At 61.1% G+C, this 13,085-nt stretch carries 14 protein-coding genes and 2 pseudogenes; 12 read left to right on the top strand and 4 right to left on the bottom strand.

Annotated features, from left to right (window positions below):
- Positions 1-18: 18 nt before the first annotated feature.
- Positions 19-1,734: a multicopper oxidase family protein gene (locus THIX_RS14340; protein WP_112486735.1), complete on the bottom strand. Its 1,716-nt coding sequence runs from the start codon at positions 1,732-1,734 to the stop codon at positions 19-21.
- 243 nt (positions 1,735-1,977) lie between these two features.
- Here THIX_RS14340 and THIX_RS14345 point away from each other — a divergent pair, with 243 nt between their 5' ends.
- Positions 1,978-2,256 (top strand): metal/formaldehyde-sensitive transcriptional repressor, encoded by a 279-nt coding sequence (locus tag THIX_RS14345; protein ID WP_112486736.1) that lies wholly within the window; start codon positions 1,978-1,980, stop codon positions 2,254-2,256.
- An 8-nt stretch (positions 2,257-2,264) separates the two neighbouring features.
- Entirely contained in the window at positions 2,265-3,548 is a 1,284-nt protein-coding gene (dmeF, locus tag THIX_RS14350; RefSeq protein ID WP_112486737.1) for a CDF family Co(II)/Ni(II) efflux transporter DmeF, read from the top strand.
- Between the two features lie 244 nt (positions 3,549-3,792).
- Here dmeF and THIX_RS23830 read toward each other — a convergent pair whose 3' ends face one another.
- Entirely contained in the window at positions 3,793-4,557 is a 765-nt protein-coding gene (locus THIX_RS23830; protein ID WP_199195307.1) for a cytochrome P460 family protein, read from the bottom strand.
- A gap of 431 nt (positions 4,558-4,988) precedes the next feature.
- Here THIX_RS23830 and THIX_RS14360 point away from each other — a divergent pair, with 431 nt between their 5' ends.
- The 5 genes and pseudogenes from THIX_RS14360 to THIX_RS14380 all read left to right on the top strand — a co-directional run bounded on the left by THIX_RS14360 (position 4,989) and on the right by THIX_RS14380 (position 8,379).
- On the top strand, positions 4,989-5,495 hold the full coding sequence (locus THIX_RS14360) for a DsrE family protein (protein ID WP_112486738.1): 507 nt from the start codon (positions 4,989-4,991) through the stop codon (positions 5,493-5,495).
- A 319-nt stretch (positions 5,496-5,814) separates the two neighbouring features.
- Positions 5,815-5,977: pseudogene (locus THIX_RS23835) on the top strand (IS5/IS1182 family transposase); the annotation flags it as partial.
- A 26-nt stretch (positions 5,978-6,003) separates the two neighbouring features.
- Positions 6,004-6,243, top strand: a complete 240-nt coding sequence (locus tag THIX_RS24905; RefSeq protein ID WP_112486739.1) for a cytochrome c — start codon at positions 6,004-6,006, stop codon at positions 6,241-6,243.
- 120 nt (positions 6,244-6,363) lie between these two features.
- On the top strand, positions 6,364-7,389 hold the full coding sequence (locus THIX_RS14375) for a patatin-like phospholipase family protein (RefSeq protein ID WP_112486740.1): 1,026 nt from the start codon (positions 6,364-6,366) through the stop codon (positions 7,387-7,389).
- Positions 7,390-7,644: 255 nt separating this feature from the next.
- The gene (locus tag THIX_RS14380; protein ID WP_158540901.1) at positions 7,645-8,379 is read left to right on the top strand and encodes a tetratricopeptide repeat protein; all 735 of its coding nucleotides are present in this window, start codon (positions 7,645-7,647) and stop codon (positions 8,377-8,379) included.
- A 237-nt stretch (positions 8,380-8,616) separates the two neighbouring features.
- On the opposite strand, the gene THIX_RS14385 is transcribed toward THIX_RS14380, so the two are convergent.
- The gene (locus THIX_RS14385) at positions 8,617-9,057 is read right to left on the bottom strand and encodes a hypothetical protein (RefSeq protein WP_233224567.1); all 441 of its coding nucleotides are present in this window, start codon (positions 9,055-9,057) and stop codon (positions 8,617-8,619) included.
- Positions 9,058-9,638: 581 nt separating this feature from the next.
- Positions 9,639-10,105 (bottom strand): annotated as a pseudogene (locus THIX_RS14390) (IS1634 family transposase); the annotation flags it as partial.
- Positions 10,106-10,219: 114 nt separating this feature from the next.
- Here THIX_RS14390 and THIX_RS23080 point away from each other — a divergent pair.
- The 5 genes from THIX_RS23080 to THIX_RS14410 all read left to right on the top strand — a co-directional run bounded on the left by THIX_RS23080 (position 10,220) and on the right by THIX_RS14410 (position 12,886).
- On the top strand, positions 10,220-10,513 hold the full coding sequence (locus THIX_RS23080; protein ID WP_146748564.1) for a hypothetical protein: 294 nt from the start codon (positions 10,220-10,222) through the stop codon (positions 10,511-10,513).
- A gap of 98 nt (positions 10,514-10,611) precedes the next feature.
- Positions 10,612-10,986 carry a DUF4148 domain-containing protein gene (locus THIX_RS14400; protein WP_112486743.1) on the top strand — a complete coding sequence of 125 codons (375 nt, stop codon included), beginning with the start codon at positions 10,612-10,614 and terminating at the stop codon, positions 10,984-10,986.
- 172 nt (positions 10,987-11,158) lie between these two features.
- The gene (locus THIX_RS23085) at positions 11,159-11,506 is read left to right on the top strand and encodes a hypothetical protein (RefSeq protein ID WP_146748565.1); all 348 of its coding nucleotides are present in this window, start codon (positions 11,159-11,161) and stop codon (positions 11,504-11,506) included.
- Positions 11,507-11,512: 6 nt separating this feature from the next.
- A complete protein-coding gene (locus THIX_RS23090; protein ID WP_146748566.1) occupies positions 11,513-11,932 on the top strand; it encodes a hypothetical protein in 420 nt (139 codons plus the stop codon).
- A 78-nt stretch (positions 11,933-12,010) separates the two neighbouring features.
- Positions 12,011-12,886: a bifunctional 2-polyprenyl-6-hydroxyphenol methylase/3-demethylubiquinol 3-O-methyltransferase UbiG gene (locus THIX_RS14410; protein ID WP_112486745.1), complete on the top strand. Its 876-nt coding sequence runs from the start codon at positions 12,011-12,013 to the stop codon at positions 12,884-12,886.
- Positions 12,887-13,085 lie beyond the last annotated feature (199 nt).

A 13,085-nucleotide genomic window follows, 5' to 3' on the forward strand; every position in this document is an offset into this window, starting at 1 on the left:
CGGACACGTCGCCGCTTGTCATGCCACGGTCAACTGCCCCATCATGCCGTTGTCCTCATGCTCCAGAATGTGACAGTGGTACATGAACGGGTGATCTTGGCCGGCTGGCTGATCGAAGCGGGCAATCAGCCGCACGGTTTGGTCCCGCAGCACGAAAACGACATCCTTCCAGCCGCGCTCATGTTCCGGTGGAGCCATGCCGTCGCGCGAGAGGATCTGAAACGACGTGCCATGCACATGAAAAGGGTGGGCCATCGCCGCATCGTTGCTCACCTCCCAGATCTCGGTGCTGCCCAGGCGCACGCGCTGGTTGATCACCGCCATATTCATGAACTGGTGGTTGATGGAGAACAGGTGCTGCATGCCAACCCCCAGGCTCATCCCGCCGGGGCCTGTGTTCTCGGAGCCTGTCTGCCGGCCCATCATGCCACCCATCATGCCAGCCATGCCACCGCCAGCCATCATGGCACCCATCCCCTGGAGGCTGAAGCGCCGCAGGGGCGCATCCGCTCGCAGCACAGGCATGGAGGCAAGCTTCACGGGCAGTCGGCCTGGCCTTGCGTTTGGGGCCATCACCCGCAGTTGCAGGAGATCGAAACCTTGGTGGTCGAAGGCGTCGGCATCCATCGGCATGCTGCTCAGCCCGGGAACGACAGTGCCCGAGTTGCTGCGCAAGATCAACGTCTTGCCCTGCAGCCGGCGAAGGTCGAGAAGCATCTCCGCGCGCTCGCCCGGGGCCAGCAGCAAGCTGCGCATCTCCACGGGATGCGCCAGCAGGCCGGCGTCACCCGCAATCACCTGGAAGCCGTGGTCATCGGCAAACGCAAGGTTGTAGACCCGTGCGTTGGAGCCATTGAGCACGCGCAAGCGCACCCATTGCGCGGGAACCTGGACATAAGGCTGCTCGCAGCCGTTGACCAGAAAACGATCCCCCTTCATGCCCATGCGATCCATCATGCTGGTCATGTACAGCAGGGTACCGTCCGCAGCCACGCGGCGGTCTTGGAGAACCACCGGAATGTCGTCCACGCCCCAGGTGTGCGGCAGCCCCAGGGATTTGTCGACGCCGTCGTCCAGCAGCAGCAATCCCGCCAGCCCGGCGTAGACATGCGCCCCGGTCCGTCCATCAGGATGCGGGTGGTACCACAGGGTTGCACCGGGCTGATTCAGGGTGAAGGTATCGTCCAGCGATTGACCCGGGGCGATCAGGCTCTGGGGGCCGCCGTCCATGCGACCTGGTACGTGGGCACCATGCCAGTGGGTGGTGGTGGTTTGGTCCAGGTCATTGCGCAGGGTGATGCGCACCGGTTTGCCTTGCGGAACGCGTAGTGCGGGCCCGAGGTAGGCCCCGTTGTAGCCCCAGGTCGGTGTTTGCACGCCAGCCAGCAGCGCCGTCCTGCCCGGCGCCATGCGCAGTGCATAGGCCAGGCTGCCATCGGCCTCGAGTTGCCCTTGCAGCTGAGGAGGGATGGGAAGGGGGCGGTTGAACGGGGCCGGTTGCGGCTTCGCCATGGGCTGCGCGCCCATGCCGGACATCCCCGCCATTCCGCCGCCCATCATCCCCATGGGCGGCCCAGCCATGCCCTGGCCGCGGGCGTGATGCGCCGCCCAGAGGGCGCCGCCGGCCGCAACAGCACCCAACACCTGGCGCCGCGTGAGCATTCGGGTCTCCGGGCTCGATGCCAGGTCGGGCTGCGGGGAAGGATCTGCGTCTTGCTGGGGATCGTTGAGCATGGGTGACTCCAGGTTTGATCTCGTGCGTTGCTTGTCTTCGTGGCTGATCTCGCTCGGGATGCGCTCCACGGCATCTCGATGATGCTCCTTCGATGCGCAGCACGACACGCGAACGGCTCATCATCGCATGCCCAGTCGCCACCAGATTGATGTAGCACAAGCATCGTGAAATACAAGGCCGGTGCTTCGGAGTTCGTGCAGAGGCAACATCTGAACAATAGCCTACCCACCTATACTGTCCGGATGAGTCATACCATCCGAGAAAAAACCAAGCTCCTCAACCGCGTGCGCCGCATCCGTGGCCAAGTCGATGCCATCGAACGGGCGCTGGAGAACGAGGCTGGCTGCGAGCAGGTCATGCATGTCATCGCTGCCTGCCGCGGGGCCATCAACGGCCTGCTGTCCGAAGTCGTCGAAGCTCACATCCAGACCCACCTGATCGATCCCCTCAAGGGCAAGCAGGACGAATCCGCCGAGGCTGCCGCGCAGCTGATCGACGTCGTGCACAGCTACTTCAAGTGAGAACACCCATGTCCGTCATGCCACTCGCCATGGAACACGAGCATGTCTTTCTCGGCCGGGGCCATGACCGCAACGCCCGCAAGACCTGGTCCGTCATCGCCCTGTGCACCGTGGTGATGGTCGTCGAGATCGCCGGCGGAATGCATTTCGGCTCCCTGGCGCTGGTGGCCGACGGCCTGCACATGAGCACCCATGCGGCGGCCATGCTGATTGCCGCCCTCGCCTACCGCTACGCGCGCCAACATGCCCGGGACCCCCGCTTCAGCTTCGGCACGGGCAAAGTGGGAGATCTGGCCGGTTTTTCCAGCGCCATCATTCTGGCCATGATCGCCTTGCTGATCGGCTATGAGGCGATCTCGCGCTTCATCCACCCCGTGGAAATCGACTTCAACGCGGCCATCGCCATTGCCTTTCTCGGGCTGTTCGTCAACATCGTGAGCGCCTGGCTGCTCAGTGGCGATGGCCACAGCCATGGGCATGGGCATGGTCACGCGCATGGCGCGGCAGCCGCAGACGATGCGGGACAGTTCGTGGACACCGCCGCAGGGCGTGTGCGGGTGGAGATTCATGAAGATCGCGTACCGCCGAGGTTTCGGCTGCACTGGCCGGATCGTTCAGACGCCCCTCCGGGCCTGCCGCCGGTGCGTGCGCCCCTGGAGTTGACCATGGAGACGATTCGCCCTCAAGGCCTGCGCCAGACCTTCGCATTCCAGGACAAGGGGGCTTATTGGGAATCCATCGACACCATCCCCGAACCCCATGCCTTCCAGGCCAGCTTGCATCTGCGCATCGGGGCCGATGTTTTCACCCACACGCTGCATTTTGCCGAGCCCGAAGATCATGCCCATGACCCCGGCCATGCCGCCCATCACCGCGACCACAATATGCGCGCGGCGTTCGTGCATGTGGCGGCCGACGCGGCGGTTTCGGTGCTGGCCATCCTGGGGCTGATGGCGGGCAAGTTCTTCGGCCTGAACTTCATGGATCCGGTGATGGGCATTGTGGGTGCCGTGGTCATCGCCAATTGGTCCGTCGGCTTGATCCGTGATACGGGAGCCATCTTGCTGGACGTGAATCCGGACGAGCCGTTGAGCCAGGCCATCCGCAAGGCCGTTCAGGAGGAAGGCGATGAGCTTGCGGACCTGCATCTCTGGCGCCTCGGGCCTGGGCACCTTGGGGCGATCGTGGCGGTGAACAGCCACGATCCCGCTCGCGATGCGCGCCACTACCGGCACAAGTTGCAAGGCTTCCAGGACTTGTCGCATCTGACGGTCGAGGTTGGAAGGGCGTAGCTCCACCTGCATTCGATCCTTGTGGCGCCACGAATCCCGAACGCCGGCGCACCGGCTCGGCATGCGGTCATCGTGCATCTGAAGGGCACGCCCAAGGGAGTGACCCAGCCCGACCGATCGGAAAAAGTACGTGGCTTGCGGCGACATCACCGCAGCCAAGTCAATGCCCTCTGGGCTGAGCATGAAAAGAGCCGGCCACTGGGTCGGCTCTTTTCATGCTCGCACAAGCGGCATTGAAACTACCTTACTTCACAATCGCCTCAGGGTGCTGATCCAGCAGCTTGACGTATTGCGTGGACATCTGCTGCTTGGGGAAAAACGCTTTCCAGATCGACACCGGCAGCAACTGCTCGGGCGGCGGCGCAAAGACAAAGTCCTGCTGCGTCACCATGGCATGGCAGGCAATACAGGCCTGAACCTTGCCGTAGGCGACGACTTGGCCATCCGGCTTGTACGCGGCCATGACCCAATCGCGATCAGCCTTGTCGTAGCCGTCGAGCTTGAGCATGGCGGTGACCCCGGTGAGTTTTTTGTGGGCGTCATAGTTCTCTTTGACCACCAAGGCTCCATTGGGATAACGCTTGACCTTCTCGATGCTGCCGGCCTTGCGTACGGCGTCGTTCTCGGCGGCGTTGGCAAGGTCGGTGGTGTAGACGTCCACGGTGCGCGAACCGAGCTGATAAGGCTGGCTATCCAGCATGATGGCATGGCTCTTTTCCAGAGCCTGTATGTCCTGCCAGAGCGCGGCGGAAGTCGGGGCCTGGGCTGCAGACGACAGGGTCGGAGCGGCCAGAATGATGATGGCGATGCCGGACAAAAACAGCTTGCGCGTGGGTAATCTCCTTGTGCGTGGGGGACATGATGGCGGGAGGCAAGAACGCTTGCCATGACGTCGAGTCCTCGCCAGATTGGCCTGATGAAGGACGCGATCCAAAGGTGGTTTATTCCAGTCACCCCACCATTTCTGTAACAGTGTGTTGGTCAATCCGAACGACTCCGGGGCGGCCATGACTGCGGCAACCCGCGCTGAACGCGAGCTCCGGGGCCGCCCTGCGCTTCCTTGGGAGCATCCCATGCCCGGCGTCACGCGGCGTTCGCAGAGTCAAACGCTCTCGACGTGACCAGCTGAGCCTCCGCGCCCTGATGACCGACCAAGCGTTGGCGCGAACTCGCGTCGTTGCACCACGCCATGGCGCGCCTTGTCTCTGCTTTTTCCCGGTCACGGCCAGCATGGCGAATCAGCATCAAGTCCGTCTGTCGTGCGTTCCTCGTGGGTCAGATCAGGCTATCCCTGGATTGTCGGTCGCGATCTGAATCCCTAGGATCCGCGCTGTCGCCTAGTTGTCCCGCACTGGACCATTGGCGAACATGCAGCATGCCCCAGGCCCCGGCGCGCTGTATAAGGAAAGCGGGGCATGTTCAGCACCAGAGGAGATCAGAATGGGCAACAACTATTGGGCACACCTCGCACGTCACACCTTGCTGGTCACAGCCTTGCTCGTTGGCGGTGCAACGTACGCGCGCGCCGACAATCCATCCATGATGAAGGACTTCAATTTTGAGAAGCCAACCTTCGTTCATGACCTTCCGTTTGCAAAATACAAGCTGGTGTTACAGGTCAGCAACGGCAACCAAAAATTGTGGAACCTCACGCTGAACAATGCACAAAACGTGATGGACAACCTCGGCCAGGGAAACGTGCGCATCGTGGTTGTGGCCTATGGCCCAGGGCTTCTGATGCTCTTGAAAAACAGCACGGTATCCGAGCGCATCGCAGCACAAGATGCCGAGGGCATTGAATTTGACGCCTGCCACGTCACCATGGAAGGGATGGCCAAAAAACTCGGGCACATGCCTGTGTTGACACCCAGCGCTGTGATCGTTCCAGGGGGTGTCGTGCGCCTCATGCAACTCGAAAAAAATGGCTTTGCGTATGTCAAGCCATGACAGCGCCACGCAACCAAGGCGGACAAAGCAAAGCTTTCGGTGTCAATGCCAGGACGCGGAACCGACTGCGCCCATGTTGAAGTGGCAAACATGCTGCCATCTGCGTAACAGCGCAGGTGGCAGCATAACCAAGAATCACGTTTACCCTGATACTTATGATTAAGTTTAACTATATCCATTTATTTTATTTTATAAACACGATTTTTAATGGATAGTACAAAAGGAAGCGCTGATTCTGATTCATTCCCGGCCTGCCGTTTGGCTTGGCGGTGTGGCGCTGAGACAATGAAAGCTGCTCCCGAGACGCTGAGGAGCCCCTGTGCAGACGAGCTTTTCTGAATTCGAATACGCCAACAAGAAGAGGCAGACGCGCGGCGCGATCGCTTCCTGGCTGAGATTGAAGCGGTGATGCGCCTTGGGATGCGCTGGTAGCGGTCCTTGCGCCTCACGATCCCAGCAGCGGTGGCCGTGGCCGCCCGCCCAAGCACGGCTGGGTAGAAAAGATGGAATGGGTCGAGCAACGCAAGGCCAGCCTGCGCGCGAAGGTGGAACCGACGTTCGTGGAACTGATGCGAAGTCGTCAATCTGGCACGAACGGCAACGCTTCCAGATCGATGCACAGGATCTGAAGCGGTTGACACCTAAACTCACCGCTGCCGCACAGACTGGTCAACTCAACCCAATGCGCGTCGTCTTCGGCCAGACCGTCAAGACTTGGAAGAGCTGCCACGACAGCTTCCGCAATTAGGGTGAAGCGCGGCCGATACGGCGCAACCGCGACGCATCAGCATCGGTCACTTCGACAAGAGTCGTTGATTCGTCGTTGATTCGGCGCGGAGTGGGCCATGCACTGGAGGTACGCGTTCCAATGTTGTTCTTTAACCGTTCATCGCCGATCCGTCTCAACCTTGCCCTGCAAGGGGGCGGCGCTCATGGAGCATTCACCTGGGGGGTGCTGGATGCTTTGCTGGAGGATGGCCGCTTCAGTTTTGATGGCCTCAGTGGCGCCAGCGCTGGAGCGATGAATGCCGTGATGCTGGCTGAGGGGCTACGCCGAGGCGGGCGCGATGGTGCTCGTGATCTGTTGGCCACGTTCTGGACCCGTGTCGCTGCCCATGTGCCCATCGGGTTCGTCATGCCCACCGACGAAAGGGCCGATGTGGCCTTGACCCCTGCGGCGCGCCTGATGCTGCAGTGGGCCCAATTCATCTCGCCATATCAGTTCAACCCCTTGAACCTCAACCCGTTGCGTGAGGTCTTGGGCGAACTGGTGGACTTCGACGCGTTGCGCACGACCGCGTTGCCCAGCTTGTTCATCGCCGCCACGCGCGTGGCGACAGGCCAGCTACACCTGTTCCGCAACCCTGAACTCGGCGTCGAAGCCTTGTTGGCCTCGGCGTGTTTGCCTAATCTGCAACATGCCGTTCAACTGGACGGCGCGATGTATTGGGATGGCGCCTTTGCCGCCAACCCTGCCGTTTTGCCCCTGCTATTCACAGGTGCTAGCGACACCTTGCTGGTTCTACTCAGTCCGCTCCAGTCGGTGTCGACCCCGCGCAGCGTGCAGGGCATCCGGGAGCGCACCCTGGAACTGGCGTTCACGGCACCATTCCTGCGGGAAATGCAGATCATTGCCCACATCCACGATTTTGTCGCCTTGTCGCCCATGCGCTTCGGTCGGCTGGAGCGACGCATCATGCGTTCGCGCTTCCACTTGATCGAGGCCCATGCGCTGATGCACGACCTTGCGGCCGAAACCCGACTGACCCCGCATTTGCCCTTTCTCGAACACTTGCGAGACCTTGGTCGCGAGCAGACGACGACATGGCTGGACCAACACCGCGCCAAACTCGGACGGCAATCCAGTCTGGATTTGTCTGCGCTGTTCGGTTGAGCTTGTGGCAAGCCGACGGGCTGATCCCATCCCTGCGCCGCAGGTGCTCCGGAAGGGTCATCCGACTCCAAGAATCGGCCAGGCATGCCCCGCCCACGTCATGCGGCAGTCACACACAGGGGTTTCAATCACCTTTCATGTGACTTCACGCGGGGCGAGGTCGCTCCTGTGACACGGTCGTTCCCAGCAGAGCTCACCCACCTCGCGCAAGGCTATTTTGCGATCAAGGATCGCGTCCTCAATGATGTACATCCCATGATTGAAAACACGATACCAGCGGCACCGTGGCACTCGGGGAGACAACATGCCCCCTGGTTCGTGCCGCCGGCGCGGAGCAAGGGGCCCGAACTTTCAGCCGATCCCCTGGCGATCGGGCTCTCGTTCAAAGCGAGTCATGCCTACGCGCAAGCTGCCATCTGGTTACGCAAGGCCGCTGACCACGGCAACTCGGTGGCTCAGTTCCATCTGGGCTTCTTGTATGCCCACGGTCAAGATGTCTTCAAGGATTTCGTGCAAGCAGCCTTTTGGTATGGCAAGGCTGCAGCGCAGGGCCATGCCGGCGCACAGTGCGCTCTGGGCATCTTTCACAAACAAGGCCAGGGCGTGGCCCAAGACTTCGCGCAAGCCGCCCTCTGGTTCCGCGAGGCGGTCGAACTTGGTGAGAGCACGGCGCAATACCACTTGGGCGACCTCTATCAGGAGGGGCTTGGAGTTCCGCAAAACGACACTCTCGCGGCCTTCTGGTTTCGTCAGGCCGCCGATCAGGGGCATATCGCCGCCCAGTACCGCCTGGGCGTGATGTGCCGTGAGGGATTGGGTCTTCCCCAGGATTTCGCGCAAGCTGCGCGCTGGCTACAGCTTGCGGCGGAGCAGGAATATGGTCCGGCACAGCTTGAACTGACCAGTCTCGTTCAAAGTGGTCAAAACGAACCGAAGAGTGACAGTCCCACGTCATTGCAGTTTGCCTCGATGGGATTTAACGCAGCGTGATCGTCACCAAGGCAATCGGTTCAGAGTCCGTCATGAAACCGTCTTGCCGATGCGCGCCATGTCGCCTCGGTCGCACTCGCCGTGGCGCTGGACTGGGCCGTGATGCAATGGATGTCGATCGCCAGCGGCTGGAAGTCGCTGGTGGCCATCGTTGCCGCGGCGTTCTGGCAGGCGGCGTGAGGGCTCAACCCTTTCCGTCACTCTCCTTCTCCTTCATGCTTCGCCTGAGGAAAGCCCTTACTTCGCCTTCTTCGGCCTGCCAGTCTTGATCGCTGGGACGGCTTCCAGGGCTGCGAGCAAAGCAACATCCGACAGCGTTGCCAGCAAGCCAATGCCAGCGCGCAGCACTTCGCTTTTCTTGGCTGGGCGCTTCAAATCCACCAGCCGATCTTTCAGCGCGTCGAGCACGGCATACTCGTTGCGCGGAATAGTGAAACTGTCGCGCACGAGTTTGAGCTTGGGGGGCTTGGCCGCGGACGCGGGCGTTGGCTTGACTGCCTTGGCGGGGGCGGTCTTGCGCCCAGGCGCCTTGACTTTGGCTTGCACCCGCGTTGTCGGCGTAGCCTTGACGGCTGGCGCGAGCTTGCCGGTTTTGCGCAGGACGGGCGTTGCTGCGCGCGCCGGTGTTTGTCCAGCTTTACTGGTTTTGACGGAAGAGCCGGTATTGGCGACTTGCATGGCGAACTCCTGAAACATGTCAATGAAGTAAACAGTTTATACCGTATATGCCAATATAGAAACATGACTCCAACACACCAGGGCGAACAGCGGCGTGACGCTTTGATGGCCACACATTCATGTGCAACGCCGAACACGTAAAGCCCCACGCGAATGGTCTTGCGGTCGATCACGGTGAGGCGATGGATCTCGCGCTGCGTGGCCCCGCGTTCCAGCAGGGCTCAGATGGTGGTGTGCAGGTGTGGCTTCAAGACGTTCACTCCAGAGTTCCATCAACGATGAGGGGATGGAAAGTGACGTCCTGCCTAGCCTTGACGCGGTCCGAAATCGGCGCGCTCGGCGCACCGTCACACCGCGGTCAGAGCGGGGGAATTTGGGTGGCTGAACCGCCCCGGGAATCCCGGAGGCTGTTCAATGCAAGGTTCGAAACGTGCCCCGACAGGAGGCCGATCTTGGCGTCTGTCGTCGGTTTCTGGAGCTTGCGTGCCTTGAGGAGGGCGTGGTCGGCGTCACGGAGCGAGGAGGCGCCGTCGCGATGTTGACCGTCGCGGCGGACCTGGTGGTACTGGATGCGCCGCCGTTGATCCAGCGCGCTGGGAGGGGATCGGCTCGAGGATCGCGGCGCGCTCGGCATCGCGCCGCCCCGGCACGGCCCAGGATGAACTCCAGGGGTTGAGCGCTTGGGCCGACGCGCGGCGATGGCAACCCTTCCCGATGGTCTCCCAACGCAGCCGCCCGCGATCGGTCACCAGCACCACGCCAAGCAGGAACTGGCGGCGGATGCCCCCGTCCTTGGACAGGCCAACCTGGCGCACATCGCTCTCCAGTTCGCCCGGCCCCTCCACGCCCATGGCGGGCCTGTCGTCGAACACGACCGACAACTCCTGGTCGATCAGCGGGCGCAGCAACCCGGCAAGCTGTGCCTGCACCTCATCCTGATGCCCGACCAGCGCGTCCAGCGCACGCAGCAGTTGCTGCGGCGTGACCTCTCCCGGGGCGCCAACCGCGGCAACGCCACCGTCTGCAGCCAGCGCAGGACGCCGAGTTCGACTTTCGCCACTTGCCATGGTGGCACCAGTCCCAGTGCACTGGTGAGCAAATTCTCGACGCCCAAGCTCATGCAACCCCCGATTGGATCGACGCAACACCAGCCTGCGGACATGTGGACAAGCCGCTAAAGCAACATGTCCGCAAGACACGCTGGCAACTCGGCCAGGAGTCGCTGCGCCGCGTCCCGCGTCAAGAAGCGAATGCGCCGGATCGGCTCCTTCAACATCCGAATCTTGGCTGCCTTGTCCAGCCATTCCCAATCGTGCTCGCACTTGCGCAGAATCGCGCTAAATCTCCTGGGCAGTTTGGAGCGATGAGCGATGCCAACCCCAATCTGCCTGAAGACTTGTCCGCCTTTCAAGATTACAAGATTACGGGATATGACCGATTTGTCATGCTCCGGTAGGCCCTCGGTCATGGTCGGCATACTAGAGTGGAACCCATGCTGAAACCGATTTCAGCAGGGCCCGACCGGGCCATTTCCCCTCTCGAAAGGAGTCAGTCATGAAAACCTGCAAATTTGTTCCGAGTCTGTTGCTGGCCGGCGCCCTGGTCGCGCCCCTGGCCGCGTATGCCGCACAGCCCGTTCACTCCGCCCCCGGCGAGATCGGCATCGTCTTCCACGATGCCCCAGGCACCCAAACGCGCGAGCAGGTGCGGCGCGAACTCGATGCCTTTCGCCGCAACCCCGTCTCGGCAGATGGTCATTGGCGCCAGGTCGGCGGCGGGATCGGCTGGGCAACCGTGCCCCACGCCTACAAACTGCAAAATGGAAAGCTGCTGCACGCCGATCGCTTCGACCACAGCACTCCCCGGCCGGATCTGAATATGACGGCTGAAGAACGGCAGATGGCTCGAGAGCTATACACCGGCGGTTGAGGATGCCACGCGTCCGGGCTTTGCCAAACGGCAACGCCACGCGACTTCGTCGCGGCGCCCAGACCGGCTGTCGAGATGCCCGTCAGTCCGGCATGCCGGATCCGACGGGCACTCTGCTCGCTTTTCCCGCGCTGGCGCTCGCTGCCGGCAGTGGGCACGAACATTCGCAGGCATGAAGGGCATGCACGGGGAGTTCCACGGCGAGAACGACTGGCTTGGGCATCCTGACGACTCATCCCAAGTGACCCGCATCATCAAGGTCGCCACCACGGACTTGACGGTGAAGGCTGGCGAAACCGCCGAATTCGAGGTCGCCAACATGGGCAAGCTCGACCACGAATCTGTGCTTGGCGAGGCTGCCGAACATGAAAATGGAGCATCCCACCGGCGTCAGTGTCGCGCCCGGAAAGACCGCTTCGCTGATCCGGACGTTCACCAAAGTCGGCATGCTTTTAAGTATGGCTGTCACCTCCACGGACACTTTGCGGCGTGGGTTGCTGCCGGTCAAGTCGCCCGCTGAGTGCCCATGGATAAGCTGCGCGTCATTCCAATCCTGATCCTGTTGCTGTGCGTGGCCGTTCCCACTGCCGGCTGGGCTTCGCTCATGAACGGCGCGCATTGCAAGCGCACGACTCCACACGAAGCGGAAAACCTGCCTGGCGCCGGGCACGACGCCACTGTGCAGAGCTCGGAAGCCGCCCACGGCAGGGGCCATGACGCTTCAGGCGAGCCCGCCGGTCCCGGCAGCCCGAACGACTCCAACGCATGCAAGTGCGCCTGCAACAACGATGTTTGTGCCTTGTCCTGCGACGGAACTATGGCATTTTCACGGCACGGGCGTTGCCTCCTCGATCCGGGCAAGCAAATTGCTGGCTCCATTGCGCCGTGGCAGCTTGCGATTGCGCACGGCAGGGTCTCGCTAAGACCCCCGATCTCCCACAGCTGAACCACTCGCTACGCCGCCTCTTCGGGCGGGGTCGTGCCGCGTCCGCGGCATTGCGTTCAGTTGCTTGGGAGATTCGTCATGAAAACTTGTGTGAAATGCAGCAGCAAACAGTGTGAGGGCGCCGGCTGGAAGTGTCTCGTGTGTGGGTATATGCCGCCACAAAAAGACGGATTCGTGATTCTGGCACCCAATATGGTGGAGATGAATGACGGTTATCATGTTGCTTTATTTTCAGAATGCGCTGCGATAGAAACTCATCACTTTTGGTTTGTCGTGCGCAGAAAAATAATCGTGGATTTTCTCAAATCGGAGCTTCCATATTCAACAAGCATGTTGGAAATTGGCTGTGGAAACGGGTTTATGTTATCGGATATCCAGAAAAATTTTCCGGGCCTGACACTATGCGGCAGCGAGGCCTCGCTCGAGGGACTGCACCATGCATCGACACTCTCCATCGGGGCAAATTTGATTCAAATGGACGCCAGATCCATACCATTTGAGGAGGAATTTGACATTATCGGAGCGTTTGACGTTCTGGAGCATATCGATCTCGACGAGAGAGTCCTTCAGCAGATGTATTGTGCATGTAAACCGGGCGGTGGGATCTTCTTGACTGTGCCACAGCATCAATGGTTATGGAGCAGCACAGATGAATATGCTGGCCACAAACGACGTTACTCGCGCGCCGAATTGGTGCGCAAAGTTGAGGCGGCGGGCTTTCGCGTGCAACGCGTCACCTCATTTGTTTTTTTGCTCCTCCCCCTCATGGTGATTTCACGGTTGCTGCAGAGAAATTCGAAAAAATCAAAGAACCCGGTTGATGAAGGGTTCCGAATCGGGAGATTCACCAATCGAATCTTGCGAGTTTTGCTCGAAATTGAACGTTGGCCGATCAGGATGGGAGTTTCCCTGCCGATGGGGGGATCGTTACTGCTCGTCGCAAGAAAGCCCTGATTTTGAACAAACGCAGGGGTTGAACGGCGCCCCACTCGGAGTGCGCCAGTTCCGCAGGGATTGGCGCACCACTGGCACACCATCGGAAGGCTTCCTCGCCGACGGCGGGGCCGAAATTCGCCTCGCCGTGCAGGTTTTCGGGTGTGATGCGGCCAGCAACGGGTCGAAGCCGTATTCCCCGGGCGCCCCGACTCGATGA

Source organism: Thiomonas sp. X19, assembly GCF_900089495.1.
Taxonomy (GTDB): domain Bacteria; phylum Pseudomonadota; class Gammaproteobacteria; order Burkholderiales; family Burkholderiaceae_C; genus Thiomonas_A.

Bases quoted from the DNA above. Each gene is read 5' to 3' on its own strand.
- THIX_RS14340 (WP_112486735.1), bottom strand. From the start codon at position 1,734: ATGCTCAACGATCCCCAGCAAGACGCAGATCCTTCCCCGCAGCCCGAC.
- THIX_RS14345 (WP_112486736.1), top strand. From the start codon at position 1,978: ATGAGTCATACCATCCGAGAAAAAACCAAGCTCCTCAACCGCGTGCGC.
- dmeF (WP_112486737.1), top strand. From the start codon at position 2,265: ATGTCCGTCATGCCACTCGCCATGGAACACGAGCATGTCTTTCTCGGC.
- THIX_RS23830 (WP_199195307.1), bottom strand. From the start codon at position 4,557: ATGGCCGCCCCGGAGTCGTTCGGATTGACCAACACACTGTTACAGAAA.
- THIX_RS14360 (WP_112486738.1), top strand. From the start codon at position 4,989: ATGGGCAACAACTATTGGGCACACCTCGCACGTCACACCTTGCTGGTC.
- THIX_RS24905 (WP_112486739.1), top strand. From the start codon at position 6,004: ATGGGTCGAGCAACGCAAGGCCAGCCTGCGCGCGAAGGTGGAACCGAC.
- THIX_RS14375 (WP_112486740.1), top strand. From the start codon at position 6,364: ATGTTGTTCTTTAACCGTTCATCGCCGATCCGTCTCAACCTTGCCCTG.
- THIX_RS14380 (WP_158540901.1), top strand. From the start codon at position 7,645: ATGATTGAAAACACGATACCAGCGGCACCGTGGCACTCGGGGAGACAA.
- THIX_RS14385 (WP_233224567.1), bottom strand. From the start codon at position 9,057: ATGCAAGTCGCCAATACCGGCTCTTCCGTCAAAACCAGTAAAGCTGGA.
- THIX_RS14400 (WP_112486743.1), top strand. From the start codon at position 10,612: ATGAAAACCTGCAAATTTGTTCCGAGTCTGTTGCTGGCCGGCGCCCTG.
- THIX_RS23085 (WP_146748565.1), top strand. From the start codon at position 11,159: ATGAAGGGCATGCACGGGGAGTTCCACGGCGAGAACGACTGGCTTGGG.
- THIX_RS23090 (WP_146748566.1), top strand. From the start codon at position 11,513: ATGGATAAGCTGCGCGTCATTCCAATCCTGATCCTGTTGCTGTGCGTG.
- THIX_RS14410 (WP_112486745.1), top strand. From the start codon at position 12,011: ATGAAAACTTGTGTGAAATGCAGCAGCAAACAGTGTGAGGGCGCCGGC.